Annotated in this window: 22 protein-coding genes and 1 pseudogene; 16 read left to right on the top strand and 7 right to left on the bottom strand. The window is 71.8% G+C overall.

Annotation, left to right across the window (positions count from 1 at the left end):
* The first annotated feature begins 34 nt into the window (after positions 1-34).
* From ACZ6Z8_RS02090 to ACZ6Z8_RS02055, 8 genes are all read left to right on the top strand, one after another.
* Positions 35-1,099, top strand: coding sequence for an ABC transporter ATP-binding protein (locus tag ACZ6Z8_RS02090; RefSeq protein ID WP_465605409.1), 1,065 nt, complete (start codon positions 35-37; stop codon positions 1,097-1,099).
* An 82-nt stretch (positions 1,100-1,181) separates the two neighbouring features.
* The gene (locus tag ACZ6Z8_RS02085) at positions 1,182-2,384 is read left to right on the top strand and encodes an ABC transporter substrate-binding protein (protein ID WP_465605407.1); all 1,203 of its coding nucleotides are present in this window, start codon (positions 1,182-1,184) and stop codon (positions 2,382-2,384) included.
* Entirely contained in the window at positions 2,384-3,268 is an 885-nt protein-coding gene (locus ACZ6Z8_RS02080; RefSeq protein WP_465605405.1) for an ABC transporter permease, read from the top strand. The genes ACZ6Z8_RS02085 and ACZ6Z8_RS02080 overlap by 1 nt, the downstream gene beginning before the upstream one ends.
* Positions 3,269-3,282: 14 nt before the next feature.
* Entirely contained in the window at positions 3,283-4,095 is an 813-nt protein-coding gene (locus tag ACZ6Z8_RS02075; protein WP_465605403.1) for an ABC transporter permease, read from the top strand.
* A 419-nt stretch (positions 4,096-4,514) separates the two neighbouring features.
* On the top strand, positions 4,515-6,413 hold the full coding sequence (locus ACZ6Z8_RS02070) for an Ig domain-containing protein (RefSeq protein WP_465605402.1): 1,899 nt from the start codon (positions 4,515-4,517) through the stop codon (positions 6,411-6,413).
* Between the two features lie 134 nt (positions 6,414-6,547).
* Positions 6,548-7,006 carry a hypothetical protein gene (locus tag ACZ6Z8_RS02065; RefSeq protein ID WP_465605401.1) on the top strand — a complete coding sequence of 153 codons (459 nt, stop codon included), beginning with the start codon at positions 6,548-6,550 and terminating at the stop codon, positions 7,004-7,006.
* A gap of 127 nt (positions 7,007-7,133) precedes the next feature.
* Positions 7,134-8,243, top strand: coding sequence for a serine hydrolase domain-containing protein (locus tag ACZ6Z8_RS02060; RefSeq protein WP_465605399.1), 1,110 nt, complete (start codon positions 7,134-7,136; stop codon positions 8,241-8,243).
* 45 nt (positions 8,244-8,288) lie between these two features.
* Positions 8,289-9,074: a MerR family transcriptional regulator gene (locus ACZ6Z8_RS02055; protein WP_465605397.1), complete on the top strand. Its 786-nt coding sequence runs from the start codon at positions 8,289-8,291 to the stop codon at positions 9,072-9,074.
* Between the two features lie 202 nt (positions 9,075-9,276).
* Here ACZ6Z8_RS02055 and ACZ6Z8_RS02050 read toward each other — a convergent pair whose 3' ends face one another.
* On the bottom strand, positions 9,277-10,335 hold the full coding sequence (locus ACZ6Z8_RS02050; protein WP_465605396.1) for an alpha/beta fold hydrolase: 1,059 nt from the start codon (positions 10,333-10,335) through the stop codon (positions 9,277-9,279).
* A 163-nt stretch (positions 10,336-10,498) separates the two neighbouring features.
* On the opposite strand from ACZ6Z8_RS02050, the gene ACZ6Z8_RS02045 reads away from it, so the two are divergent.
* The 5 genes and pseudogenes from ACZ6Z8_RS02045 (at position 10,499) to ACZ6Z8_RS02025 (ending at position 17,103) form a co-directional block, all read left to right on the top strand.
* Positions 10,499-11,053, top strand: coding sequence for a CGNR zinc finger domain-containing protein (locus ACZ6Z8_RS02045; protein WP_465605394.1), 555 nt, complete (start codon positions 10,499-10,501; stop codon positions 11,051-11,053).
* 474 nt (positions 11,054-11,527) lie between these two features.
* Positions 11,528-11,822 (top strand): annotated as a pseudogene (locus ACZ6Z8_RS02040) (aldehyde dehydrogenase family protein); the annotation flags it as partial.
* A gap of 113 nt (positions 11,823-11,935) precedes the next feature.
* On the top strand, positions 11,936-12,898 hold the full coding sequence (locus tag ACZ6Z8_RS02035) for an ABC transporter ATP-binding protein (RefSeq protein ID WP_465605393.1): 963 nt from the start codon (positions 11,936-11,938) through the stop codon (positions 12,896-12,898).
* Positions 12,895-14,274, top strand: a complete 1,380-nt coding sequence (locus tag ACZ6Z8_RS02030) for an ABC transporter permease (RefSeq protein ID WP_465605391.1) — start codon at positions 12,895-12,897, stop codon at positions 14,272-14,274. The genes ACZ6Z8_RS02035 and ACZ6Z8_RS02030 overlap by 4 nt, the downstream gene beginning before the upstream one ends.
* Positions 14,275-14,352: 78 nt before the next feature.
* Positions 14,353-17,103, top strand: coding sequence for an alkaline phosphatase family protein (locus tag ACZ6Z8_RS02025; RefSeq protein WP_465605389.1), 2,751 nt, complete (start codon positions 14,353-14,355; stop codon positions 17,101-17,103).
* Positions 17,104-17,206: 103 nt separating this feature from the next.
* On the opposite strand, the gene dnaE is transcribed toward ACZ6Z8_RS02025, so the two are convergent.
* From dnaE to ACZ6Z8_RS02010, 3 genes are all read right to left on the bottom strand, one after another.
* On the bottom strand, positions 17,207-20,773 hold the full coding sequence (dnaE, locus tag ACZ6Z8_RS02020) for a DNA polymerase III subunit alpha (RefSeq protein ID WP_402813615.1): 3,567 nt from the start codon (positions 20,771-20,773) through the stop codon (positions 17,207-17,209).
* Between the two features lie 126 nt (positions 20,774-20,899).
* Complete coding sequence (locus ACZ6Z8_RS02015; protein ID WP_465605386.1) at positions 20,900-21,589, bottom strand: phosphonatase-like hydrolase; 690 nt, start codon at positions 21,587-21,589, stop codon at positions 20,900-20,902.
* 4 nt (positions 21,590-21,593) lie between these two features.
* Positions 21,594-22,355, bottom strand: coding sequence for a GntR family transcriptional regulator (locus ACZ6Z8_RS02010; RefSeq protein WP_465605384.1), 762 nt, complete (start codon positions 22,353-22,355; stop codon positions 21,594-21,596).
* Between the two features lie 161 nt (positions 22,356-22,516).
* On the opposite strand from ACZ6Z8_RS02010, the gene ACZ6Z8_RS02005 reads away from it, so the two are divergent.
* Positions 22,517-23,686, top strand: a complete 1,170-nt coding sequence (locus ACZ6Z8_RS02005; protein ID WP_465605382.1) for a TIGR03364 family FAD-dependent oxidoreductase — start codon at positions 22,517-22,519, stop codon at positions 23,684-23,686.
* 19 nt (positions 23,687-23,705) lie between these two features.
* On the opposite strand, the gene ACZ6Z8_RS02000 is transcribed toward ACZ6Z8_RS02005, so the two are convergent.
* From ACZ6Z8_RS02000 to ACZ6Z8_RS01990, 3 genes are all read right to left on the bottom strand, one after another.
* Complete coding sequence (locus ACZ6Z8_RS02000; protein ID WP_465605380.1) at positions 23,706-24,482, bottom strand: maleylpyruvate isomerase family mycothiol-dependent enzyme; 777 nt, start codon at positions 24,480-24,482, stop codon at positions 23,706-23,708.
* A gap of 119 nt (positions 24,483-24,601) precedes the next feature.
* Positions 24,602-24,976 (bottom strand): cupin domain-containing protein, encoded by a 375-nt coding sequence (locus ACZ6Z8_RS01995; RefSeq protein WP_465605378.1) that lies wholly within the window; start codon positions 24,974-24,976, stop codon positions 24,602-24,604.
* Positions 24,977-25,082: 106 nt separating this feature from the next.
* Positions 25,083-25,505, bottom strand: a complete 423-nt coding sequence (locus ACZ6Z8_RS01990) for an SsgA family sporulation/cell division regulator (protein ID WP_465605376.1) — start codon at positions 25,503-25,505, stop codon at positions 25,083-25,085.
* 290 nt (positions 25,506-25,795) lie between these two features.
* Between ACZ6Z8_RS01990 and ACZ6Z8_RS01985 the strand changes: the two genes are divergently transcribed.
* Both ACZ6Z8_RS01985 and ACZ6Z8_RS01980 read left to right on the top strand, forming a co-directional pair.
* Positions 25,796-26,209 (top strand): cupredoxin domain-containing protein, encoded by a 414-nt coding sequence (locus tag ACZ6Z8_RS01985; RefSeq protein ID WP_465605374.1) that lies wholly within the window; start codon positions 25,796-25,798, stop codon positions 26,207-26,209.
* 6 nt (positions 26,210-26,215) lie between these two features.
* Positions 26,216-26,710: a hypothetical protein gene (locus tag ACZ6Z8_RS01980; RefSeq protein ID WP_465605372.1), complete on the top strand. Its 495-nt coding sequence runs from the start codon at positions 26,216-26,218 to the stop codon at positions 26,708-26,710.
* The last annotated feature ends 18 nt before the right edge of the window (positions 26,711-26,728 follow it).

Here is a 26,728-nt window from a genome sequence, read left to right as displayed (position 1 = left end):
GTCCTGTCGTCACCGAGCAGAGGGGCCACCGGAGTTGAAGAGCGACGACAGCCCGCCCCACCCGGACCGGGCCGCCGGTGCCGTCCGGCTCGAAGGGCTGGCGAAGTCCTTCGACGGCCAGGTCCGCGCGGTCGACGGGGTGGACCTGGAGATCGGCGAGGGCGAGTTCTTCGCGATGCTCGGACCGTCCGGCTCCGGGAAGACCACGGTGCTGCGCATGATCGCCGGCTTCGAGCGGCCGACCGCCGGCCGGGTGCTGCTCGGCGGGGCCGACGTCACCGGGCTCCCGCCGTTCGACCGGGACGTCAACACGGTGTTCCAGGACTACGCCCTGTTCCCGCACATGACGATCGAACGGAACGTCGGCTACGGCCTGATGGTCCGCCGGGTGCCGAAGGCCGAACGGGCGGAGCGGGTGCGTGCGGCGCTCGCCATGGTCCGCCTGGAGGGCTTCGAGCGCCGCCGGCCGGCCCAGCTCTCCGGCGGCCAGCGCCAGCGGGTGGCCCTGGCCCGGGCGCTGGTGAACCGCCCGAAGGTGCTGCTGCTCGACGAGCCGCTCGGCGCGCTCGACCTGAAGCTGCGGCACGAGATGCAGGCGGAGCTCAAGCGGATCCAGCGCGAGGTCGGGATCACCTTCGTGTTCGTCACCCACGACCAGGACGAGGCGCTGACGATGAGCGACCGGGTGGCGGTGTTCAACGCGGGGCGGATCGAGCAGGTCGGCTCTCCCGCCGAGGTGTACGAGCACCCGGCCACCGCCTTCGTCGCCGGTTTCGTCGGCACCTCCAACCTGCTGGACGGCGCGGCGGCCGAGCGGGTCGTGGGCGAGGCCGGGCTGTTCAGCGTCCGGCCGGAGAAGATCCGGATAGCGCACCCGGACGACCCCGCGGGGCCCGACGAGCTGTCCGCCCCCGGGCGGGTCGCCGAGGTCGTCTACGCGGGCGGCCACACCCGGTTCCTGGTGGACCTGGAGGCCGGCGGGCGGCTGACCGCCGTCCGGCAGAACCGCGACGAGGGCTCCGCCGACGTCCAGCGCCACCGCGGTACGGACGTCGTCCTGGCCTGGCACCGCAAGCACACCGTCCGCGTCGGCGGGTAGCCCGAACAACCCTCACCACCCTCACCACCCTCACCCCCCGAAGACCCGAAGACCCGAAGACCCGAAGATCGGAACACCTCGCATGCGTATCTCCCGGATCGCCCGCACCGCGGCCGCCGCCACCGCCGCCGCCCTGCTCGCCGCAGGGTGCGGCAGCGGCGGCACGGCCGGAACGACCGGCGGCCACGGCGGCCTGAACCCGCCGAAACTGCCGGTGCTCCAGTCCCTCGGCCCCGGCGAGGGCCAGGTGAACCTGGTCGCCTGGGCCGGCTACGCCGAGGACGGCTCGGACGACAAGTCCGTCGACTGGGTCCACCCCTTCGAGCAGCAGACCGGCTGCAAGGTCAACACGAAGATCGCCGGGACCTCGGACGAGATGGTCTCGCTGATGAAAACCGGCCAGTACGATGCCGTCTCGGCCTCCGGCGACGCGACCCTGCGGCTGATCGCGGCCGGCGACGTCGCCCCCGTCAACACCGCCCTGGTCCAGAACTACGCCGACGTCTTCGACGGTCTGAAGAACCAGCCGTGGAACTCGGTGAACGGCCAGATGTACGGCATCCCGCACGGCCGCGGCGCCAACCTGCTGATGTACCGCACCGACAAGGTCACCCCGGCCCCGGACTCCTGGAGCGTGGTCTTCGACGGCGCCTCGCCCTACAGCGGCCACGTCACCGCCTACGACTCCCCGATCTACATCGCCGACGCCGCGCTGTACCTGATGAAGTCCAGGCCGGAGCTCGGAATCAAGAACCCCTACGCCCTGGACCAGGACCAACTCAAGGCCGCCGTCGACCTGTTGAAGACCCAGCACAAGGCGGTCGGCGAGTACTGGAGCGACTTCCAGAAGTCGGAGAACTCCTTCAGGACCGGTGACACCGTGGTCGGTACCACCTGGCAGGTGATCGCCAACATGGCGCAGGCCGACCACGCCCCGGTCAAGGCCGTGCTGCCGAAGGAGGGCGCCACCGGCTGGTCGGACACCTGGATGGTGTCGGCGAAGGCCGCGCACCCCAACTGCGCCTACCAGTGGATGAACTGGATCGTCTCACCGACCGCCAACGCCCAGGTCGCCCAGTGGTTCGGCGAGGCCCCGGCCAACGCCAAGGCCTGCGACCGGACCACGGACAAGGACTTCTGCACCACCTTCCACGCCGCCGACGAGGCCTACTGGAAGGACGTCCACTACTGGACCACCCCCGTGAAGACCTGCCTGGACGGCCGTACGGTGGCCTGCACCGACTACGCCGCCTGGACGGCGGCCTGGACCGAGATCAAGGGCTGATGGTCCAGCCCCTCACGGCCGCCCGGCCGCTGCGCCGGGCGGCCTCCGTCCTGCACCGGTACGCCGGACTGCGGCTGGCGCTGCTGCTGTCGGCGCCGATGGCCTGGCTGGTGCTCGCCTACCTGGGCTCGCTCGCCGTCCTGCTGCTGTCCGCCTTCTGGGCCGTCGACGACTTCACCTACGAGGTCGAACGGGTTTGGAACACCGCCAACTTCACCACCGTCCTCACCGAGCCGGTCTACCGGGCGATCGCCCTGCGCACGCTGGGCATCGCCGTCGCGGTCACCGTGATCGACGCCGTGGTGGCCTTCCCGATGGCCTTCTACATGGCCCGGGTCGCCCGGCCGCGCACCCGCAAGCTGCTGGTGGTCGCGGTGCTGACCCCGCTGTGGGCCAGCTACCTGGTGAAGGCCTACGCCTGGCGGGTCATCCTCAGCCAGGGCGGCTTACTCGACTGGCTGGGCCGCCCGTTGGGGCTCTCCAGTCCTGGGTACGGCACCACGGCGGTGATCGTCGTCCTCGCCTACCTGTGGCTGCCGTACATGATCCTTCCGATCTACTCGGGCCTGGAGCACCTGCCCGCCAACCTGCTCGACGCCTCGGCCGACCTGGGCGCCTCCGCCGGACGGACCTTCCGCTCGGTGGTCCTCCCGCAGGTGCTGCCCTCGGTGTTCGCCGGGTCGGTGTTCACCTTCTCGCTCAGCCTGGGCGACTACGTCACCGTGCGGATCGTCGGCGGGAAGACCCAGGTGCTGGGCACGGCGATCGCCGACAACGTGACGCTGAACCTGCCGCTGGCCGCCGCGCTGTCCTGCGTACCGGTGGCGCTGATCGTCGGCTACCTGCTCGCCGTGCGCCGCACCGGCGCCCTGGACTCCCTGTAGGGGGGGCGACTTCCGTGATCCTCTCCCGCCGTGCCCGGATCGCGCTGCGCCTGGCCATGGTCGCGGGCCTCGCCGTGGTCTACCTGCCGCTGCTGCTGGTCCTGCTCAACTCGCTGAACCGGGACCGCTCCTTCGCCTGGCCGCCGGCCGGGCTGACCGCCGAGTGGTGGGTACGGGCCTGGCGGTCCGAGGGCGCGCGCAGCGCCGTCCTCACCTCGCTGCAGGCCGGGGCCGGTGCCACCCTGGTGGCCCTGGTGCTGGGCACCATGACCGCCTTCGCGGTCCAGCGTCACCGGTTCTTCGGCCGGCAGACGGTGTCGTTCCTGGTGATCCTGCCGATCGCGCTGCCCGGCATCGTCACCGGCATCGCGCTGAACGCCGCGTTCCGGACCGTCCTCGGGCCCGCGGGCATCGGCTTCGGCCTGCTCACCGTGGTCATCGGCCACGCGACGTTCTGCATCGTCGTGGTCTTCAACAACGTCGTCGCCCGGCTGCGCCGGATGTCCCCCTCGGCCGAGGAGGCCTCGGCGGACCTCGGCGCCCACACCTTCCAGACCTTCCGGTACGTCACCTTCCCGGCCGTCCGGTCGGCGCTGCTGGCCGGCGCGCTGCTGGCCTTCGCGCTGTCCTTCGACGAGATCGTGGTGACCACCTTCACGGCCGGCCCGGGCGTCCAGACCCTGCCGGTCTGGATCTACGCCAACCTGGCACGGCCCAACCAGGCCCCGGTGGTCAACGTGGTGGCCGCGGTGCTGGTGCTGCTCTCCGTCGTCCCGGTGTACCTGGCCCAGCGGCTCTCGGCGGACAGCCCCGGCGGGCGGCTGTAAGGGGAGGCGGTAACGGGCGGTCGCGGCGGGCGGTCGCCCGGTCGTAGCCGAACCGACCGTTCCCACTCGTGAAGAAATGTTGAAACAGCGACGTTTTCACTGAATGCGGAAACAGTGTTCTGACTGTTATTCAGTGAATGTCGGACTCTTCGGAAGGGTTCTGGATCAGGGGCTTCAGCTGCGCGAACTCCGTTCTTAATATTTCCTTACCCCTGGCCGTTGACCTGCGTTCATCAACTCTGCTTTCCTCATGCCCAGCAGGCAGCTCCGCCGAAAGACAGTCAATTCCGGTTGCCCGGAAGAAATGACCGGATTTGGCGTTCGGGTGGATTCCGCCGTCTGCTCCTTCCCCACAAAGGGATCGTTCGCGGCCCCCCATGGCCGTGCGGGCGATCGGTAGAGAGAGGCACCCTCACCTCATGGGTCACTCCCACAGATTGCGGCGTGCGAAGTACGCGGCGCTCACCGGCATGGCGTCCCTCGCCCTCGCCGCCGCCGGCCTGGCCGGTGCGGCCGGCCCGGCCGCCGCGCAGGACACCCCCAGTTCCTCGGGCAGCATCGGCAACGAGTTCAACCCCTGGAGCCCGCAGAACGGCCACCCGTACCGCCACGGCGCGGTCCCGGGCAAGCAGCAGCAGGAGAAGTACAAGAAGTGGCTCGCCGCCAAGAACCAGGCGGCGGCCACCGGCCAGGAGACGCTGTCCTACGGTGGCGGCGTCGACGGCATCGGCGTGCAGAGCGGCCACTCCAAGGTCTACCTGGTCTTCTACGGCACCCAGTGGGGCACCCAGACCACCGACGCCAACGGGAACGCGAAGTTCTCCGGCGACTCGGCCGGCGCCGCCGGTGCCACCCAGCAGATGTTCAAGGGCATCGGCACCAACGGTGAGACCTGGTCGGCCGACCTGACCCAGTGGTGCGACGGCCCCAACGTCGCCACCGGTGCCACCAGCTGCCCGTCCAACGCCAACTTCATCCCGTACCAGAGCGGCGGCGTGCTGTCCGGCGTCTGGTACGACAACGCGGCCGCCTCGCCCGCCCAGGCCACCGGCAACCAGCTGGCCCAGGAGGCCGTCAAGGCCGCCGGCCACTTCGGCAACACCACGGCCGCCGCCAACCGCGACGCGTACTACGTCATCCTGTCGCCGCACGGCACCAACCCGGACGACTACCAGAACCCGACCACCGGGTACTGCGCCTGGCACGACTGGAACGGCGACACCACCCTCACCGGTGGCGCGGCCAGCTCGCCCTACGGCGACATCGCCTTCTCCAACCAGCCGTACAACATCGACCAGGGCAGCACCTGCGGCGTCGGCTTCGTCAACTCGCCCGGCACGCTGGACGGTTACACGATGACCCTCGGCCACGAGTGGCACGAGATGATGTCGGACCAGAACCCGGCCGGCGGCTGGACCAACCACGTGAGCGGCAGCTCGTACAACGGCCAGGAGAACTCGGACGAGTGCGCCTGGATCCAGCCGGGCTCGGTCGGCGGCGCCGCGAACATCTCCTTCGGCTCCTACGGCACCTTCGCCGAGCAGGCCAGCTGGTCGAACGACACCAACTCCTGCGCGATCTCGCACGCCATCCTGACCCACGGCAACACGGTCACCGTCACCAACCCGGGCAACCAGTCCGGCACCGTCGGCACCGCGGCCAGCCTGCAGATCCACGCCACCGACTCGGCCTCCGGCCAGACCCTGAGCTACTCGGCCACCGGCCTGCCCGCCGGCCTGTCGATCAACTCCTCGACCGGTCTGATCTCCGGCACCCCGACCGCCGTCGGCACCTCCAGCGTGACGGTCACCGCGACCGACTCCACCGGCGCCGCGGGCAACACCACCTTCACCTGGACCGAGTCGTCCACCTCCGGCGGCGGCAACGCCGTCACCAACGGCGGCTTCGAGAACGGCAACGCGACCGGCTGGACCACCAGCGGCAGCGCCTCCGTCCTCGGTGCGGCCGCGCACAGCGGCAGCTACGGCCTGCAGCTCGGCTCCAGCAGCCCGAGCACGGACTCCTCCGCCGCCCAGACCTTCACCGCGCCGACCGGCTCCAGCAAGCTGTCCTTCTGGTACAGCAACACCTGCCCGGACACCGTGACCTACGACTGGGCCACCGCGACGCTGAAGGACAACACCACCGGCACGACCACCACGGTCCTCGCCAAGACCTGCTCCTCCGCCGCGACCTGGACCAACCAGAGCGCGACCGTCACCCCCGGTCACTCGTACACGCTCACCCTGAGCAACCACGACGACAACTACGCGGGTGACCCGACCTACACCTACTACGACGACGTGACCGTCTCCTGACGATCGCCTCGGCTCGACGCACCGGGGTGGGCCTCGCGCCCGCCCCGGTGTGTTTCTTCGGTTTCGGGGGGATCCGATCCGGCCGCCGGTGCGTCGAACCGGTACCGCTCCCACCTCTGCACCAAGGAACCACCGTGAACCTGAGAAGACCCGCTGTTTTTGTTTTGACCTGCGCCGCCGCCCTGCTGGCCCTGACCGGCTGCGGCTCCAAGGGGGCCGCGACGGCCGCGTCCGCCCCGGCGCCCACCACCACGGCCCTGACCACCCCGGCCGCCGTGACCGCCGACGAACACGCCAACCACACCACCCTGAAGGTCGCCGTCGGCGCGACCCTCTCGGTCCAACTGCACGGCACCTACTGGTCCGCCGTCACCAGCTCGGCCACCGACGTCCTCGCCCCGGCCGGCGCCCCGACCACCGCACCCGCCCCGTCCTGCCACCCGGGCGGCGGCTGCGGCACCGTCACCACCTCCTTCGCCGCCCGGACAGCGGGCACGGCGCACCTCACCACCTCGCGCACCTCCTGCGGTGAGGCCGTCAACTGCGCGCCGGACCAGCGCAGTTACGACGTCACCATCGAGGTCACCGGCTGAGCGCAGCCCGTGGGCCCCCCCCCCGGACCGTGAGCCGGGACACACTTGAGCCCTCCCCTGGGGCAGGGTGGAGATTCGTCGCACCAGCCGGACACCGATCCGGACCCGACGGACTCCGAGGAACACCATGTCCACCACCCTCCCCACCGCCACCACCTCCTCCGGCCAGGACCGCCCGGAACTGCGCCGGGCGATCGAGGATCTCGCCGGATCCGGCTTCCTCGGCGTGCAGCTGCGGGTGACCGACGAACGGGGGGAGTGGGTCGGCAGCGCCGGGGCCCGCGAGCTGGGCTCCGGCGCCGAGCCGCTGACCGACGGGCACTTCCGCATCGGCAGCAGCACCAAGAGCTTCGTCGCGAGCACGGTGCTGCTGCTGGTGGCGGAGGGCCTCGTCACGCTGGACGCCCCGGCCGACGACTACCTGCCCGAGTTCGGCCTCGACCGGCGGATCACCGTGCGGATGCTGCTGCAGCACACCAGCGGGATCTTCAACCACACCGGCGAGCTCTACGAGGACGGGACGATCGTGCTGGGGGTCCCCTGGCAGGGCAAGGAGTGGGTGGACAACCGGTTCAGGACCTACCTGCCCGAGGAACTGGTTCGGCTTTCGCTGTCCAAGCCGGCCCGGTTCGCGCCGGGTGCGGGCTGGAGCTACGCGAACACCAACTACGTGCTGGCCCGGCTGGTGGTCGAGAGGGTCACGGGCCGTCCGTTCGCCGAGGAGTTGCAGCGGCTGATCCTGGGGCCGCTGGGGATGACCGGCACCGTGGCGCCGGGCTCCTCGCCGGAGATCCCCGAGCCGCACAACCACGGCTACTACCGCTACCAGGACGCCGGGCAGGAGCGGACGGTCGACGTCACCCGGCAGAACCCGTCCTGGGTCGGAGCCGGTGGCGACATGATCTCGACCACCCGGGACCTGCACACGTACTTCTCCGCCCTGATGGGCGGCAGGCTGCTGCCGGCCGGGCTGCTGGACGAGATGCGCACGCCGGAGGCGACCGTCGGCTACGGCCTGGGGCTCTTCGCGCAGGAGACGGAGAGCGGCACCGTCTTCCACCACAACGGCGCCACCATGGGCTCGGCGGCGCTGATGTACGGCACCCCCGACGGCAGCAGGACCCTGACCGCAGGGCTGACCTGGGTGGACGACGCGGAGCTCACCATCGCCGGGGCCTTCCAGAAGGCCCAACAGCTGCTCGTCGCCGAGGTGTTCTGCGGTGCCACGCCGAAGTAGGGGGGCGCGTCCCCGGTCGGTCCGCACGCACGAGAGGGTGGGCGGATGATGAGCGGAGTCACGATCGGTCAGGCCGCGGGGTTCCTCGGCGTCTCGGTGAAGACGGTGCGGCACTACCACGAGCACGGCCTGGTCGACGAACCACGGCGCGACGCCTCCGGCTACCGGCGGTACGGCTCGGACGAGTTGCTGCGGCTGGTGCAGGTCCGGACCCTGGCCACCGCCGGGGTGCCGCTGGCCGAGATCGGGCCCCTGCTCGACGCCGACGCCGAGGAGTTCGCCGCCGCCCTGGCCGACGTCGAACGGCGGCTCGCCGAACGGATCGCCGAACTGGCGGTGCGCCGGGAGACGCTGCACCGGCTCGCCGAGGGCGACCGGGCCCTGCTGCCCGACCGCGCCTGCGTGATCCTCGACCGGATGCCCGCCCTCGGCTTCGAGCCGGACTACGTGGCCGCGCAGCGCGAGGCGCTGGTGCTGGCCCGGGTGCTGGTGCCCGACGGCTTCGACGGCTTCCTGACCCAGCTGGAACACCAGCTCGACGACCCCGGCTTCGTCGAGCTGGCCCAGCGCGGCTGGGAGGCCCGGAACTGGGACCCGGACGATCCGAGGATCGAGGAACTCGCCACGGCCATGGCCGACCGCTACCTCGCCAACCCCGGACTGCTGGGGGACCGGGACAGCCTGGAGGCCTGGAGCAGGGCCGCCACCCAGTACCGGCTGATCGACCGGCACCGCGAGGAGCAGGCGCCGGTCGCCGCCCGGCTGACCGCGCTGACCGAGGCGAAGCTCCGGTCCGCCGGCGTGGCAGGACCACGCCTGCCACGCCGGTGAACCGGAGCCGCACGGTTCACGCGCTCGGGGCCGTCCACTGCGCCGGGCGCCGCCCATTCTTCCGCCCCGGGTTCGGGCCCCGCGCGGTGAACGGAACGGCCCCGGCCCGGTGGGCTCCGGCGTCACGAGCGGTCGGCGTCAGGGGTGGTCGGCGGCAGAGGTGGTCGGCGGCAGTAGCGGTTGGTGTCAGAGGTGGTCGGCGTCAGAGGTGGTCGGCGTCGACGACGGCCTGGGCGAAGGCGGTCGGCGCCTCCTGGGGGAGGTTGTGGCCGATGCCGGGCAGCGTCCGGTGCTCGTACCGGCCGGTGAACATGGCGCGGTAGCCGGAGCCGTCGCCGGGCGCCGGGGTGAACGGGTCCAGCGCGGGGTCGAGGGTGACGGTCGGCACGCCGATGGTCGGCTTGCGGGCCAGCAGGTGCTCGACGTGGTCGTAGCGGCGCTCGCCGTCGGCGATGCTGAGCCGCCAGCGGTAGTTGTGGAGGACGACCGCCGCGTAGTCGGGGTTGTCGAAGGCGGCCGCGGTGCGCTCGAAGGTGGCGTCGTCGAACCTCCAGGTGGGGGAGACGGACTGCCAGACGAAGCGGGCCAGTTCGCGCCTCAGGTCCTTGTCGCGCAGGGCCGCCGCACCGCGCTCGGTGGCGAAGTAGTACTGGTACCACCAGGTGTGCTCACCGGCCGGGGCGATCGGCTTCAACTGGGCGTCGCGGTTGGTGACGAGGTAGCCGCTGACCGACACCAGCGCCTTGACGCGCTCGGGCCACAGGGCGGCCAGGATGTCGCCGGTGCGCGAGCCCCAGTCGAAGCCGGCCACCACGGCGCGGTCGATCCGCAGCGCGTCCAGCAGGGCCACGGCGTCCTGGGCGACGGCCGCCTGCTGGCCGTTGCGGAAGGTGCGCGGGGACAGGAAGCGGGTGCTGCCGTGGCCGCGCAGGTAGGGGACGATCACCCGGTATCCGAGGTCGGCGAGCAGCGGGGCCACGTCCACGAAGCTGTGGATGTCGTAGGGCCAGCCGTGCAGGCAGAGCACCACCGGGCCGTCGGCCGGGCCGAGTTCGGCGTAGCCGACGTCAAGCAGGCCGGCCGTGACCTGCTTCAGCACCGGGAAGGAAGTGTGGGTGCCGGGGGCGATGACGGGCACCACCGGTGCCGGGCCGTCGGGAACGGGCGCGGCGGCGGCGGTGCCCTGGAGGCCGGTCAGCGAGAGGGCGGCCGCCCCGGCGCCGAATCCCAGGGTCTTGTGGAAGCTACGCCTGTCGATCATGAGATGCCTTCCGGAAGTGCGGAGCCCGGTCCGCGGACCGAGCCGGGCAGAACGTTACTGGTCTGGGAAGTGACGGAAGCCGCAACACGGCGGCCCGTCGGCGGAGTCTTCAGCGGGAGCTCCGGGCGTTGCGCTTCGGGCAGTGACTGGCCAGTATGGTGACGTGATACACGCCTTTCCCTGCGGGACCCTGCCCCTCGACTTCGTCGGCACGCTGCGCGCCCGGCGCAACGCCGCGCCGCTGGAGAAGCTGGCCTCGCCCGAGCAACTGGACGCCTGGTTCCTGGAGTCCGGGATGCTCGACAGCGCGCCCGGCGCCGACGAGACCGACCTCGACATCGCGGTGGACCTGCGCGAGGCGATCTACTCCCTGGTCGCCGCCCGGCTCGACGGGCAGCCGATGCCGGCCCGGGCGATCGCCGAGCTGAACCGGCACGCGGCCGGGCTGCCGGTGACGCTGCGGCTGCGCCCCGAGGGCGCGTCCAGGACCGGATCCGTCTCCCAGGGCCTCGCCGCGCTCGCCCGCGAGGCCGTCGAGATCCTCGGTGGCGACGACGCCGCCCTGCTCCGCGAGTGCGCCCGCCCGGAGTGCACCCAGGTCTACCTCGACCGCTCGCGCGGCCACCGGCGCGAATGGTGCGCCATGCGGACCTGCGGCAACCGGGTCAAGGCCGCCACCTACCGGGCCCGCCAGCATGGGAGCGCCGACGACAACTGACCTGTCCGCCAACCTGGCTGACGCCCCCGCCCCGGTCGCTGCCGCGCCCGTCGGGCGGGGGTTCCGCGTTTCTGCGACCCCGCGGGGCGCGCCGTCGCGTCAGCCGTTCACCGCGGTGGCGTTGACCGTGATTGGGACGCGGCGCTCCGGCCGAACTCCTCGCCGTCGCCGTGGGGCAGGGTCAGGGCCGGTGGCTGTCGCCGGAGGCGACGTGCCCGCCGTTCCGGCCCTCGCCCGCCACGACGACCGTTCCGGTGCAGCTGACTTCCATGGCCGTCTCTCCTCATGAGTGCCGGTCCGATGAGCCGCCGTTGTGGTCACCGCTCTAACTGGTGACGAGTATGGGCAGGAGTTTTCGACTGCGTCAAGGTTGATCCGCCGGCCCCGGTGGCAATATGCCGGATCTGTCAGGGAATTGACCCTCTCGCTCCCCGAGATTCGTCACCGTCTTGATCGGTTATCTGAATGAGTGTCACACTCATCGGCCCGATGATCCGGCGGACCAGCAGGAGCAGGTCCGCCGGTACATCGCCCTCGGCCTGGACGAAGGGCGCCCGGCTGGTCACCGGTGGCCCCCATGTCCCCGCGGGCCGACGAGGAGCACGCCCTGGCGGTCGCCCGGCGCCTGCGCACCGGCACGGTCACCGTCAACGGCGCCCCCGTCGGCTTCGACGGCCCCTTCGGCGGCTTCAAGGCCAGCGGCATCGGGCGCGAGTTCGGTTCCGTCGGCCTCGGCACCTCCACCGAGTACCAGACCGTCACCGTCTGAGCCGTCAGCAGCCTCCGAGACGACCGTCAGCTGTTCCATCGGTGTTCAACCACGCGGTCTCGACTCCGTACCGTCAACCCCCTAACTTCCCTGGGGGACTGCGAGAAGGAGCCATGGAAGACACGCAACCTGCCGTACGGGCACGCGGACTGACGAAGTGCTTCGGTGATGTCATGGCGCTCGACGAGGTCGGACTGGAGCTGGTGCCCGGGCGGATCCACGGGCTGGCCGGGCCGAACGGCGCCGGGAAGACCACCCTGCTGGGACTGCTGCTCGGGCTGGCCGTCGCCGACAGCGGCGAGCTGGAGGTGCTGGGCACACCCGTCGGACGGGCCCTGGCCGCACCGGACGGGGTCGCCGGATTCGTCGACGGCCCCGGCCTGTACCCGTCGCTGACCGCCCGGAAGAACCTGGCGGCACTGGCGGCGCTGCGCGGTCAGGACACCGGGGCCCGGCGGGTCGACGAGGTGCTGGCCGAGGTCGGGCTCACCGACGTCGCCGACGACCGGGTGCGGGGCTTCTCGCTGGGCATGCGCCAGCGCCTCGGACTGGCCGCCGCGCTGCTCACCGAACCGCGGCTGCTGGTGCTCGACGAGCCCTCCAACGGCCTGGACCCGGCGGGCAAGCAGCACGTCCACGGGGCGCTGCGCCGGCTCGCGGACGGCGGCGTGACGGTCGTGCTGTCCAGCCACCGGATGGACGACCTGGAGGCGCTCTGCTCCGAGGTGACGATCCTCGCCACCGGGCGGGTGCGCTTCTCCGGCCCGCTGGGCGGCCTGGCGGCCGAGAGTCGCGAACTGGACCACCGCCTGCTCACCTCCGACCCGCCGACCGCCCACCGGGTGGCCGCCGGGACGGCGGGAGTGCGAGTGGTGGACGGCGCCGGGGCGTGGCGCGGCACCGAGGCGCTGGTGGTGCGCGCCTCCGGGCCCGCCGTCGAGCAGTTGGTGGCCGCGCTGGTGCGGGAGGACGTCCGGGTACGGGAGGTCGCCCCCGTGGTGTCGCCGCTGGAGGCCGCGTACCTCGCCCTCATCCAGGAGCAGCTCACGGCGGAACAGCGGGAGGGCGGGCGATGAGCACGGTCACGGCCGGAAGGGCGGTGGCCGGAACCGGCTCCGCCGCCGCAGTCGGGGCACGCCGGGTGCCGGTGGGCCGGGTGTACCGATTCGAGCTGGTCAAACTCGTCTCGCAGTGGCGGATCCGCCTGCTGGCACTGGCCTGTTGGACGCTGCCCGGGCTGTTCGTGGCGGCCGTGGCCCAGCAGGGGACGCTGCCCTCCGATACCCTGTTCGGCCGCTGGATGCACGCCAGCGGCTGGGCCGGCCCGCTGGTGGTGCTGGGCTTCGCCGGCTCCTGGGCGCTGCCGCTGCTGACCTCGGTGGTCGCGGGTGACGTGTTCGCCGCCGAGGACCGCCTCGGGACGTGGCGGCACCTGCTGGTCGCGGTCCGCTCGCCGCGGCGGATCTTCCTGGCCAAGATCCTGGCGGGCGCGACCGTGCTCGCGCTGCTGGTGGCCGGACTGGTGGCCTCCGGCACCGTCGGCGGACTGGCGGCGGTCGGAGACCAGCCGCTGGTCGGCGTCGACGGGCACCGGCTGGCGCCGTCCGACGCGGCCGCGGGCGTCCTGCTGGCCTGGGCCTGCGCGCTGGCGCCCACCCTGGCACTGGCGGCGCTCGGGCTGCTCGGCTCCGTCATCCTGGGCCGCTCCCCGATGGGGCTGCTCGTTCCCGCGCTGTCGGCCGTCGCGATGCAGCTGGCCCAGATGCTGCCGCTGCCGGTGGCGCTGCGCCTCGCCCTGCCCGGCTACGCCTTCGTCTCCTGGAACGGGCTGTTCGCCGATCCGGCGCGGCTGACCGAGCTGCTGATCGCCGTCGCGGTGAGCCTGGTGTGGGCCGTGGTGGCGACCACCGCGGCGTACCTGCTGTTCGTCCGGCGGGACTTCACCAACGGCAGTGAGGACGGAGGCGGACGCCGGGCGCTCGCCTTCGGGGTGGCGCCGCTGGCCGGGCTGCTGGTGCTGACCTTCGGCGCGGTCGCCGTGGCCACGCCCTCGACCGGGTCGGGGATCACCCAGGCGAAGGTTCAGCGCACCGTGGCCACCGTGTTCGCGCACCTGTACCGGCTGCAGACCGAGCAGTTGCACCGCCCCGCCGTCACCGAGGCCGACCTGCGGGTCACGGCCGACTGCGGCCGGGGCGACGGCCAGGTCGACCCGGAGGGCCCGGGCAACGACTGGCGCTGCGCCGTCACCTGGCACCTGCCCGGTACGGCGGCGCCGGGGACGGCGGTCTACCAGCTGGACGTCGCCTCGGACGGGCGGGTGATGGCGGACGGCGACGGCCCGAAGGAAGTGAACGGCTACTTCCTGGTGCACACCGGGGCCGGCGACGCGCCGAACCCGCTGTGGCAGTTCGACGGCCAGATCGATCTGCTCGCCCCCGAGACCGGCTGACCGGGCCCGTCGCCCGAAGCCCCCCGCACCCCCACATCCCCAGGCGCAACCGCGCACTCACAACGAAGGGCTGAGGCCATGCAGGTAACGCGTCGTCGACGTGTCCAGAAGGAGCAGCCGGTGCTGCCCGCCCGGCGGGTGGGCCGCCGGGCCACCCTGGCCACGGCGTGCATCACGGCGGTGGCCGTGGCCACCGGCACGGCCTTCGCGGCCACCCACCAGTTCGGCACCGACCAGGTCGGCCAGGTCACCGCCGACGGCCAGGTGATCTCCAGCGACCAGTACATCGCCCCGTACGGCGACCGGCTGGTGATCAACAACGGCAAGCTGATGGGTTCCCGGGTCAGCCCGGACGGCACCCACCTGGCCGCCTCGCTCGCCGACGGCGACGCCTCGCTGGTCGTGGTGGACCTGAGGACCGGTCAGGTGCAGCAGCGGGCCGGCAAGGCCAAGACGGCCGACCTCAAGCTGACCGACGGCTCGGTCGGCCAGGAGGCCCCGGTCTACTCGCCGGACGGCAAGCAGCTGTGGCTCGGCCAGCTCAACGGCTACACCCGGTTCACCGTCAAGGCCGACGGCTCGCTCGCCGACCCGGTGAAGGTGGCGATCCCGGCCGACGGCGACAAGCACGCGCTGGCCTCGGGCGCGGTGTTCTCCGCCGACGGCTCGACGCTGTACGCGGCCGTCAACGGCCAGAACCGGGTGGTCGCGATCAACACGGCCACCGGCGCGCTCGGGCAGAGCTGGACGGTGGGCAACGCGCCGCGCGGCATCGTGCAGGTCGGGCACAAGCTGTACGTCAGCAACGAGGGCGGGCGCCCGGCGACCGCCGACGACGACACCCTCAACTCCTACGGCACCCAGGTCCCGGCCGACCCGGACACCGGCGCCGCGACCTCGGGCACCGTCAGCGTGATCGACCTCTCCGCCCCGTCCGCCGCCGTCGGCTCGATCGACGTCGGCCTGCACCCGACCGCGGTGTACGCCAAGAACGGAACGGTCTTCGTCGCCGACACCGCCTCCGACCAGGTGTCGGTCATCGACACCAAGCACGACAAGGTCGTCCAGCGGATCTCCACCAAGCCGTGGCCGGAGGCCTCGGTGGGCTACGAGCCGACCTCGGTGACGCTCACCGACGACGGCCGCCTGCTGGTCACCCTCGGCCGTGCCAACGCGGTGGCCGTCTACCGCTTCACCAGCGCCCAGGAGCCGGTGAGCTACGTCGGTCTGCTGCCCACCGACTACTTCCCGGCCGAGGTCACCACGGTCGGCTCGAAGGTGGTCGTCTCCAACACCCGCGGCATCGACGCCCGGCGCCCCAACTCCACGGGCGCCCACAACACCCACGACACCACCTCCAGCCTGACCCGGTTCACCCTGCCGGGTGACAAGGAGATCCGTTCCCTGACCGACAAGGTCTTCCAGCAGAACGGCTGGACCAAGAACGCGGTCCGGACCGCCGACCGGCGCGGGGCGAAGCCCGTCGCCGTACCGGCCCGGATCGGCGACCCGTCGACCATCAAGCACGTCTTCCTGATCGTCAAGGAGAACCGGACCTACGACCAGGTCTTCGGCGACATCGGCAAGGGCAACGGCGACCCGAAGCTGGCCCAGTTCGGCGCCGACGTGACGCCCAACCAGCAGGCGCTGGCCAAGCAGTTCGGGCTCTACGACAACACCTACGACATCGGCACCAACTCCGCCGAGGGCCACAACTGGCTGATGCAGGCGGACAACCCGGAGTACACCGAGTCCTCGGCGGGCGAGTACGAGCGCAGCTACGACACCGAGGACGACGCCCTGGGCCACCAGCGCTCGGGCTTCCTGTGGACGGGCGCCCAGGCGGCCGGCAAGGACGTGCGCGACTTCGGCGAGTTCCACCAGTTCCTGACCAAGCCCGCCGGCGCGAACTGGCAGAACCTGTACTGCGATGCCAAGCACATGGAGGCGACCGGCGACGGCACCGCCTACCCGCTCAACTCCTCCTCGCCGATCCCCTCGCTCAACGACGTGTCGGTGCCCGGCTTCCCCAAGTTCGACCTCGATGTGCCGGACCAGTACCGGTACCAGATCTGGAAGCAGGACTTCGAGCAGAACGGCCCGGCGGCGCTCAACATGCTCTGGCTGTCCAGCGACCACACCGGCGGCCCGGCCGGCCCGGCCGCGCAGGTCGCCGACAACGACCTGGCGGTCGGCAGGATCGTCCAGGAGATCTCGCACAGCGAGTACTGGAAGGACTCCGCGATCTTCGTGGTCGAGGACGACTCCCAGGCCGGCCTGGACCACGTGGACGGCCACCGCGCCCCGATCCAGATCATCAGCCCCTGGGCCCAGCACGGCGCCGTCGACAGCCGCTACTACTCGCAGATCACCATGGTCCGCACCATCGAGCAGATCCTCGGGATCCACCCGATGAACCAGAAGGACAGCGCGGCCACCCCGATGGCCACCGCCTTCACCGACAAGCCCGACTACACCCCGTTCACCGCGGTGCCCAACCGGACCTCGCTGACCGACGGCCTGAAGACCCCGCCCTCCTGCGGCGTCGACGTCCCCGGTGCCCAGGACCGCAGCGCGGCGGCGGCGCCGGTGACCACCGCCCCGCCGGCGGCCGAGCAGGGCGTCGCCGCCCAGTGGGACACCTGGAAGTCCCAGCAGCACCTGACCGGCCCCAACGCCGCCCCGGACCGCGCGAACCCGGCCCAGATGAACCACCTGACCTGGTACCAGACCCACAACTGGACCACCCCCTACCCGGGCGAGGACGAGATCCACGCCCCGAACGACGTCCCCGGCGCCTACATCCCCTCCGCCGAGAACGACGGCTGAGGCGGCTGACCCCTCGCCCCGAGGACCCGTTGAACAGGCCCCGGACCGGCTGCGGCCGGTCCGGGGCCCGTTCGTCCCGTCACGGGAGTCCGAGGACGAGGCCCTACGAGCGGACCGCCGCCCCCGTCCAGGCCCGGTTGCCGAGGAGGGTCTTGATGTCCGAGGCGAGCCCGTTGTCGGGGTTCACCAGGAAGCCCAGCTCGTAGAGGGTGTTCTTGTCCCAGTTGGTGGTGAGCAGCCGGATCGGGACGTCTCCGGGGTGGGCCTGGAGGGCGAGCTTGAGCTCGGCGACCATCTGGGGGGTGATCCGGTGGACCGGCACGGTGATCTGGACCGGTGGCTTGGTGCCCAGTTCGGCGGAGGAGACGTCGAGCGTGGAGATCTCCTGGCCGAAGATGCTCAGCGAGCCGTCGCGCTCGTTGAGCCGGCCGCGGACGGAGATCACGTTGTCCTCGACCATCTGGTCGGCCATCAGGTTGTAGGTCGCGGGGAAGAACAGCACCTCGACCGAGCCGTCGCGGTCGGCGAGGGTGATGATCGCCCAGGCGTTGCCCGCCTTGTTGATCCGCCGGTCGACGGCGGTGATCAGCCCGGAGAGCCGGACCTCGCCCTCGGAGCGGCCGGAGCCGAGGAGTTCGGCGATCGAGGTGTCGCGGTTCTGGGAGAGGATGTGCTCGGCGCCGTCGAGCGGGTGGCTGGAGACGTACAGGCCGAGCATCTCCCGTTCCAGGGCGAGGAGTTGGCGCCGGGGCCACTCGTTGTCGGTGAGCTGGAAGTCCAGTCCGATGCCGGGCCCGCCGCCGTCGCCGGGGTCGAGGGCGCCGAACAGGTCGTCCTGGCCGATGGCCTGCTGCTTCTTGAGTCCGGTGACGGAGTCGATCGCGCTCTCGTGCACGCTGCTGAGCGAGAGCCGGGTGTGGCCCAGTGAGTCGAAGGCGCCGGCCTTGATCAGGGAGTCGACGGTGCGCTTGTTGCAGACCACCAGTTCGACCTTGTCCAGGAAGTCGGCGAAGGAGGTGTACTTGCCCTTCTCCTCCCGGGTGCCGACCAGCGACTCGATCACCGGCACGCCGACGTTGCGCACGGCCTTGAGGCCGAAGCGGACGTCGCTGCCGACGGCGGTGAAGTCGACCACCGACTCGTTGACGTCCGGCGAGAGGATCTTGATGCCCATCTGCCGGCACTCGGCCAGGTAGACGGCCATCTTGTCCTTGTCGTCGGCGACGGAGGTCAGCAGCGCGGCCATGTACTCGGCCGGGTAGTTGGCCTTCAGGTAGGCGGTCTGGTACGAGACCAGGCCGTACGCGGCGGAGTGCGATTTGTTGAAGGCGTAGCCGGCGAACGGGACCAGGACGTCCCACACCGCCTGGATGGCCTCGTCGGAGTAGCCGCGCTCCTTGCAGCCCGCGTGGAAGGGCACGAACTCCTTCTCCAGCACCTCCTTCTTCTTCTTGCCCATCGCGCGGCGCAGCAGGTCTGCTTGGCCGAGCGAGTAGCCGGCCAGCACCTGGGCCGCTCGCTGGACCTGCTCCTGGTAGACGATCAGGCCGTAGGTGGGGCCGAGGACGTCCTTGAGCGGCTCCTCCAGCTCGGGGTGGATCGGGATGATCTCCTGCTGGCCGTTCTTGCGCAGCGCGTAGTTGGTGTGGGAGTTCATGCCCATCGGGCCGGGCCGGTACAGCGCGGAGACGGCGGAGATGTCGGCGAACTCGGTGGGCTTCATCAGCTTGAGCAGGGCGCGCATGGGCCCGCCGTCGAGCTGGAAGACGCCCAGGGTGTCGCCGCGGGCGAGCAGTTGGTAGGTGGTGGGGTCGTCGATCGGGATCTTCTCGATGTCGACGTCGATGCCCCGGTTGGCCTTCACGATCTTGATGCAGTGGTCGATGATGCCCAGGTTCCGCAGACCCAGGAAGTCCATCTTGATCAGGCCCATGGCTTCGCACGACGGATAGTCGAAGCCGGTGATGATCACGCCGTCCTTGTCCCGCATGTGCAGCGGGATCAGGTCGAGCAGCGGGGTGGAGGAGAGGATGACGGCGGCCGCGTGCACACCGGTGCCGCGGATCAGGCCCTCGATGCCGCGCCCGGTGTCGATGATCTTCTTGACGTCCGGTTCGTTCTGGTAGAGCGCCCGGATCTCGGTGCCCTCGTTGTACCGGGCGTGCTTCTCGTCGAAAAGGTCGGCCAGCGGCACGCCCTTGCCCATGACGTCCGGCGGCATCGCCTTGGTGATCCGGTCGCCCATCGAGAACGGGTAGCCGAGGATGCGGTTGGCGTCCTTGACGGCGGCCTTGGCCTTGATCGTGCCGAAGGTGTTGACCTGGGCGGTGTACGCGGCGCCGTACTTCTCGGTCACGTAGCGGACCATCTGGTCGCGCTGGCGGTCGTCGAAGTCGATGTCGACGTCCGGGGGGTTGATGCGCTCGGGGTTGAGGAAGCGCTCGAACAGCAGGTCGTGCTCCAGCGGGTCCAGCTGGGTGATCCCGGTGAGGTAGGCGACCATCGAGCCCGCCGCCGAGCCACGGCCCGGGCCGACCGGGATGCCGTTGTCCCGGCCGTACTGGCAGATGTCGGCGACCACGAGGAAGTAGGCGTCGAACCCCATCGGGGTGATCACGCCCATCTCCAGCTCGATCCGGTCCAGCACCTCCTGGCTGGGGTTGTCGCCGTAGCGGTGCTTCAGCCCGATCTCGATCTTCTTGCGCAGGTAGGAGGCCTGGGTCTCGCCCTCGGGCACGTCGAACTGGGGCATCCGGTCGACGTAGGTGAAGACCTCCTCGTACGACTCGACCCGCTCGGCGATCGCCAGGGTGTTGTCGCAGGCCTCCGGCAGCTCGCGGAAGAGCTCGCGCATCTCCTCGGCGGTCTTCACGTAGTAGCCGGTGCCCTGGAACTTGAAGCGGTTCGGGTCGTCCTTGTTCTTGCCCACGCCGACGCAGAGCAGGCTGTCGTGGGCGTCGGCCTGGTCGGCGGTGACGTAGTGGGAGTCGTTGGTGGCCAGCAGCGGGATGTTCAGCTGCTTGGCCAGCCGCAGCAGGTCCTCGCGGACGTCGCGCTCGATGTCCAGGCCGTGGTCCATCAGCTCCAGGAAGTAGTTCTCCTTGCCGAAGATGTCCTGGTACGCGCCCGCGGCCTTGACCGCCTCCTCGTACTGGCCCAGCCGCAGCCGGGTCTGCACCTCGCCGGAGGGGCAGCCGGTGGTGGCGATGATGCCGCCGGCGTTGGCGGCGATCAGCTCGCGGTCCATCCGGGGCTTCATGTAGTAGCCCTCCATCGACGCGAGCGAGGAGAGCTTGAAGAGGTTGCGCAGGCCGGTCGCGTTCTGCGCCCACATCGTCATGTGGGTGTAGCGGCCGCCGCCGGAGACGTCCTTGCCGCCCTCGCCGTCGGCGCCGGTCGGGCGCTGGCCGCCCGGCGACCAGAACACCTGCTTCTTCAGGAAGCGCGAGGCCGGCGCGACGTACGCCTCGATGCCGATGATCGGCTTCACCCCGGTCTTCGCCGCCGCGTGGAAGAACTCGTACGCGCCGAACATGTTGCCGTGGTCGCTCATCGCGATGGCGGGCATGCCCTGTCTCTCCGCCTCGGCGAAGAGCTTGCCGTTCTTCGCCGCCCCGTCCAGCATCGAGTACTCGGTGTGGACGTGCAGGTGCGCGAAGCTGTCGGACACGGCGCTGCTCTCCTCGGTGGACCTCGGTGGGGGCGAAGCGGTCCACGCTAGCGGGTCGGCGCGCGCGGCGCACAACGGGCCGGCGGACCGCGCCGCGACGGCCCGGCAGCCCGTGCGGGGGAGCCGTCAGGCGCCCGGCCGGGCCTCGGCGAGGGCGGGGATCTCGGCGGCGCTGGCCAGCACGTGGGTCTGCGGGTGCCCCTCGAAGTCGGCGCGGGTGAGCTCCCCGGTCAGCACCCCGACGACCACGCCGGCCCCGGCGTTGCGGCCGGCCTCCACGTCGACCACGGTGTCGCCGGCGGTCAGCACCCGGCGGGTGTCGATGACCCCGGTCTTCTGCATCGCCCGGTGGATCATGTACGGCGCCGGGCGGCCGCGCGGGACCTCGTCCGAGGTGACCACCGCGTCCAGGTTGCCGCCCTCGCCGGTGGACCAGCCGAGCGACTCCAGCAGCGGGTACGCGACGTCGTCGCTGAAGCCGGTGGTGAGCGCGACCCTGATCCCGCGCCGCCGCAGTTCGGCCAGCGCCTCCTCGACCCCGGGGATGGCCTGCGGGGGAGTGGTCCGGTAGGCCTCGCGCAGGTACTCCGCGAAGGCCGCGTAGCTCTCCTCGACCAGCTCCGGGGTCGGGGTGCCGCCGCCGAGGCGGACCAGGGCGGCGATCGCCTCGCGCTTGTCGGTGCCCATCCAGGTCTGGAGGTCGGCCTCGGCGACGGCCACCCCGTTCCGCTCGACGGCGGTGCGCAGCGCGCGGTAGACGGCGCCGGACTCGTTGATGGTGGTCCCGGCCATGTCCAGGGCGGCGAGCTCGATCACGGTGTCAGTCCTCTTCGGTGCGGTAGCGGCCGATGACGGTACGGCCTTCGATGGTGTTCTCGATGGTGAAGGTGGCCATGGCGGGCAGGTAGCGGTCGTCGGCGTCCTCCAGCGGCACGCCCAGGCGTGAGGTGGTGAGCCGGCGCACCCGCAGCAGCGGCGCTCCGGCGTCGACCCGCAGGAGTTCGGCGTCGCGCGGCCCGGCGGCGACGGCGTCGATGGTGTGCCGGGCGCGGTGCAGGTCGACCTCCCGGCGCAGCAGTTCCTGGTAGACGGAGCCGGTGTCCGGGTCGAAGTCGAACAGGATGCGGCCGACCTCGTGGACGAAGGTGGAGCGCTCCAGCATGGCCGGGACACCGTCCAGCAGCCGCAGCCGGACGAGTTGGACGACCGGCTCGCCCTCCGCCAGGCCCAGCCGGGCCGCCGCCTCCGGGGACGCCGGCCGGCGGGCGACCTCGACGGTCTGCTGCCCGGGTTCGCGGCCGATGCCGCGGGCCCACTGGGTGAAGGACAGGAAGGTGTCGAAGGGCTGGGAGGGCGCGGTGCGAACGGCGACGGGTGGCTTGCCGCGCCCGCCGACCAGGCTGCCCGCGGTGCGCAGCATGGCCAGGGCCTGGCGGACCGGCCCGCGGGAGGTGCCGAACTCGGCGCAGAGCTGCGACTCGCTGGGCACCGGCTCGCCCTCGGGCCACTCGCCGGACTCGATCCGGCGCTGGAACTCGGCGCCGAGCCGTTGGTGGAGAGGGAGGTCCTCACTTGTCTTCACAAGTCGACTATGACACCCGGGCCCGGAACTTCTCAAGGCCGGTCCAGCTGCGGTTTCTCCTGTTCACCAGCTGATCCCGGTGATCGTCGGACGGATGAACAGCCGGTGACTTGTACATACAGGTCTTGACCGCAGGGCCCGGAAGTCCGGAAGCTTGACCCATGAGCAGCAGCACCCCACCCGTGTCCCCCTCCACCACCCCCCGCAGCGACGTGGTGATCGTCGGCGCCGGCATCATCGGCCTGGCCCACGCCTTCGAGGCGCTGAGCAACGGACTCTCCGTCACCGTCGTCGACCGCGACCGGCGTCCGGTCGGCGCCTCGGTCCGCAACTTCGGCCACTGCTGCATCAGCGCCCAGGACGGCGAACTGCTCGCCCTCGCCCAGCGCTCCAGGCCGGGCTGGCTGCGCGCCGCCGAGGCGGCCGGCATCTGGGCCGCGGAGGCGGGCACCCTGGTGGTCGCCCGCTCGGCGACCGAGGCGGCCGTCCTGGAGGAGCTTCGCGCCGAACGCGGGGGCGACGCCGTCCAGCTGCGCAGCGCCGCGCAGACGGCCGAGGCGCTCGGCCGGGCGGCGGGCCGGGACGGCGATCTGGTGGGCGGCGCGGTGCTGCCCGCCGACCTGCGGGTCGACCCGCGCGAGGCGGCGCCCGGCCTGGCCCGCTGGGTGGCCGAGCAGCCGCGTGGCCGCGTCCTGTGGGGCACCGCCGTCACCGGCGTCGAGTCCGGCACCGTGCACACCACGCGCGGCCCGGTCCACGGCGAGCGCGTCCTGGTCTGCGTCGGCCACGACCTGGACCACCTGCTCCCCGACATCGCCGAGGACCACGGGATCGAGCGCTGCCGGCTGACCATGGCCCGGGCCGCCGCCCCGGAGGGCTTCCACACCGACTCCGCGGTGCTGACCGCCACCTCGATGCTGCGCTACGACGCCTTCACCGCCCGGCCGTCGGCCGCCCGGCTGCGGGAGGAGGTGCTCGGCCACAGCGCGGAGCTGCTGGAGATCGGCGCCAACGTGATGTTCACCCGCCAGCCGGACGGCACCCTGCTGATCGGCGACTCGCACCACTACGACGCCACCACCCCGCCGTTCGTCGACGAGCGCACGTACGAGCTGCTGATCGACGCCGTCGCCCGGGTGCTGGGCGTGCCGCGCCTGCGGATCCTGGAGCGCTGGCAGGGCGTCTACGCCAGCAGCCCGCGCGGTCCGCTGCTGGTGCGCGACCTCGCCCCGGGCGTCCGGGCCATCTCGGTCACCTCCGGCATCGGGATGACCCTCTCCTTCGGCCTCGCGGCCGCCACCTTCGACGGCACCCTCGCCGCGACGGCCTGAGCCGCTGCCCGCCGGGGGCTCAGAAGGACGAGTGGGCGAACCAGTGCGCCAGCAGCTCCTGGTCGCCGGAGAGCTCGATGCCGGCGGTGTTGCGGTCGAGGCGCCCGTACAGCATGAGCAGCAGTTCGGCGGCGGAGGCCCGGACGGTGGCGTCGGCATTCCCGTCGGCGCCCCCGTCGGCATCGCCCTCGGCGTCGTCGAGGCCGAAGCCGTCGGGGCGCAGCCGGACCAGCCAGTCGCCCTCGCCGTCGGTACGGGCGAAGCGGATGGTCCGGTTCTCCGCGCGCAGTTCCGCGGTCCCGGGGGCGAAGAAGGCCGCGAAGGGCAGGTTGGTCAGGAACTCGTCCACCCCGTCGGCCGCGAGGGCCGGGTCGAGGTCCGGCTCCAGACCGAGCGCGAGTTCGGCGTCGACCCGGTGGACGAGGGTCTCGAACAGCATCCGGCGCACCCAGAACCGGGCGTGCTGGTCGGCGCCCCAGGCCCACATCGGCGCGCCGAGGTCGCCCTCGGCGAAGGCCGCGGCGGCCTCTTCGGCGGCCTCGGCCAGCCAGGCGGGGTAGTCCTCGGGCCGCTCGGGGAGCCGCAGGTCGACGTCCCGGCTGCGCGGCGGCTCCTGGATCCGCTGCCGCAGCAGCACGGTGAACCAGCGCTGCACGCTGCCGGTGTGGCGGACCAGGTCGGCCAGCGTCCACCCCGGGCAGCCGGGCACCGGGAGGGCGGGGTCGGCCTGCCGTACGGCGGCGACGAAGCGGGCGGTCTCGGCGGCGACGGCGGTGCCGTGGTCCTGCGGGGTCATCAGGGCTGTTCCTCAATCCTTCATCAGGTGAAGCAATTGGCGACGACGCTAGGCCTGAAAGGTTGAGACTGTCAAGTAACTCGCCCCGGGCGCCCGAGGGACCCCGTCCGCCGTGGGGCCTACCCGAGCGGCGCCGAGCGGATGGACAGGCCGGGCCGGCGGCGGTGGACGGTGAGGTAGACCAGCCCGTTCCCGCCCGCCGAGACCGACCGCCGCGCGCCGTGCGGCAGCCAGGCCGTGCACCCCGCGGAGAGCTCCTGCCGGCCGTTGTCGGTCTCCAGGAGGCCGCTCCCGTCGAGCACCTGGACCAGGACGTCCAGGTCGGGCTCCACGTGGGCGGCCACCTCGGCGTTCGCCGACAGGCGGATGATGTTCGCGTCCAGCTGCCGGCCCTCCTCCTGGAGGCGCCACAGCGCTCCGCCGCGGTCGGCGGGAGCCTGGTGGAGCAGGGACTCCAGGTGGGTGAGCACACCGGGTCCGGGGTGGGACGTCAACGCGGCCTCCTGCGGGGGAGTGGGATCGGCCCGTGGATTCTACGGAGGACCGCGTGCGATCGAGGGGTCGGCCGGAGGGATGGGCCGACGGGCTCGGCCGGTGGGCTCAGCCGCTGGTCAGGAGTCTGGTCAGGGCCGCGTCGATGTCCAGGTGCTCGGGCTCGGATCCGGCGGGCACCAGGGTGAAGGAGTCCGAGAGGAAGGCCGTGACGAGGTCCTCCGGCGCGCTGACCAGGGACCCGCCGCCGGGCCCCCGAAGGGTGATCAGGACCTCGCCCGCCGACCCCGGACGGACCTTCACGTCACCGCTGCCCACCGGGCCGAGCCGGCCCTCGTTCAGCAGCTCCCGGCTGAAGTACCAGCACACCCGGGCGGCGTCCCCGGTGCACTGGCACGGGGTCAGCGGAAAGGCCAGGCAGGCCGCGTACGGGAGGCTCGCGTCGAAGCGGAGTTCCGCCTGGACCGGGACGTCGGGCGCCGCGCTCTCGGGGAAGGTCACGGGCACCGGGCGGACGGTGGACAACTGCATCGGTACGGCCTCCTGTGATCGCCACGCGCTGGACCGGGACGGCCCGGCGTGCCCGGGGCGTCTACCCGGCGCGTCCACAGGCAGCCAGGGGCGGACGAATCTCCACAATTCCCTTGCATCCGCTGCCTGCACCGCCCGCCGGCACCCGTCAACTCCTGGCCTTCGCTTTCACTCCTACGAAGGAAATGGCGGGCTGTCCGGAGCCCTGGACCAGGTCGCGACGGTCACCCGCCGGAGGAGGCTGGGGTGCGGGCCGCTCCCGCCGCCCCCCTCCCGAACGGAGCCCGAACGTGACCAGACCCCGGCCCCTCCAGGCAGCCGCCGCACTGCTGCTCCCCGCCGTCCTCGCGGCCTGCTCCAGCTCGGGTTCCGGCTCCGGTACGCCGACGACCGCCGCGACGAGCCCCGCGCAGGCCAGCACGATCGTGACGAGCCCCACGCAGAGCAGCGCCGCCGCCCTCCAGGTCACCATCAAGGACTTCGCGTTCACGCCCGCGACCCTGAAGGCGGGCCCCGGCCAGACCGTCACCGTGACCAACCAGGACACCACCGCCCACACCCTCACCGCCGCCGACAAGTCCTTCGACACCGGCACGATCGCGCCCGGCGCCACCGCGACCTTCACCGCGCCCCAGCAGACCGGCGACCACCCGTACATCTGCACCATCCACCCGTTCATGCACGGCACCCTCACCGTGGGCTGAGGCCCTGTGGCCACCCCCGCACCCGCCCGCCGCCACGGCCCGGTCCACCTCCTGCTGCGCGTGGTGGCCGCCGCCGGCCTCGCCGTGGACGCCGTCGTCCACGCCCGGCTCGCCGACCGCTACGACGCCGTCGGTGACAGCCTCAGCCAGGGCACCCTGTTCCGCGCCGAAGCCGCCGCCGCGAGCCTCGCCGTCCTGGTGGTGCTCCTCTGGCGCCACCGCACCGGCGACCTCTACGCCTGGCTCGTCGCCGCCTCCGGTCTCGGCGCGCTGCTGCTCTACCGCTACGTCGACGTCGGCACCCTCGGCCCGCTGCCGAACATGTACGAGCCGGTCTGGTTCGCCGAGAAGGCCCTCGCCGTCTGGGCCGAGGGCATCGCCATCGCCGCGCTCACCGTCCTGCTGCTCGACCACCGCCGTCGCCGTATCCAGGGAACGCCGGCACCGGTCCCCGCCGCCCGGGTGAACGGGCGGCGCGGCGGGCTTGGGCGGGCCGGGTGACGGGCGGGCCGGAGGCGA

It is taken from the genome of Kitasatospora sp. NPDC101108 (assembly GCF_055584725.1).
The sequence above is the reverse complement of the archived record's forward strand: the minus strand, read 5'-3'. Positions and strand labels throughout refer to the sequence as shown.

What these genes read in the sequence shown, in the direction of transcription:
- ACZ6Z8_RS02050 (WP_465605396.1), bottom strand. Translation starts at nt 10,335, where the DNA reads ATGATCGACAGGCGTAGCTTCCACAAGACCCTGGGATTCGGCGCCGGG.
- ACZ6Z8_RS02025 (WP_465605389.1), top strand. Translation starts at nt 14,353, where the DNA reads ATGCAGGTAACGCGTCGTCGACGTGTCCAGAAGGAGCAGCCGGTGCTG.
- ACZ6Z8_RS02005 (WP_465605382.1), top strand. Translation starts at nt 22,517, where the DNA reads ATGAGCAGCAGCACCCCACCCGTGTCCCCCTCCACCACCCCCCGCAGC.
- ACZ6Z8_RS02080 (WP_465605405.1), top strand. Translation starts at nt 2,384, where the DNA reads ATGGTCCAGCCCCTCACGGCCGCCCGGCCGCTGCGCCGGGCGGCCTCC.
- ACZ6Z8_RS02070 (WP_465605402.1), top strand. Translation starts at nt 4,515, where the DNA reads ATGGGTCACTCCCACAGATTGCGGCGTGCGAAGTACGCGGCGCTCACC.
- ACZ6Z8_RS02035 (WP_465605393.1), top strand. Translation starts at nt 11,936, where the DNA reads ATGGAAGACACGCAACCTGCCGTACGGGCACGCGGACTGACGAAGTGC.
- ACZ6Z8_RS02055 (WP_465605397.1), top strand. Translation starts at nt 8,289, where the DNA reads ATGATGAGCGGAGTCACGATCGGTCAGGCCGCGGGGTTCCTCGGCGTC.
- ACZ6Z8_RS02060 (WP_465605399.1), top strand. Translation starts at nt 7,134, where the DNA reads ATGTCCACCACCCTCCCCACCGCCACCACCTCCTCCGGCCAGGACCGC.
- ACZ6Z8_RS01990 (WP_465605376.1), bottom strand. Translation starts at nt 25,505, where the DNA reads ATGCAGTTGTCCACCGTCCGCCCGGTGCCCGTGACCTTCCCCGAGAGC.
- ACZ6Z8_RS02085 (WP_465605407.1), top strand. Translation starts at nt 1,182, where the DNA reads ATGCGTATCTCCCGGATCGCCCGCACCGCGGCCGCCGCCACCGCCGCC.
- ACZ6Z8_RS02030 (WP_465605391.1), top strand. Translation starts at nt 12,895, where the DNA reads ATGAGCACGGTCACGGCCGGAAGGGCGGTGGCCGGAACCGGCTCCGCC.
- ACZ6Z8_RS02000 (WP_465605380.1), bottom strand. Translation starts at nt 24,482, where the DNA reads ATGACCCCGCAGGACCACGGCACCGCCGTCGCCGCCGAGACCGCCCGC.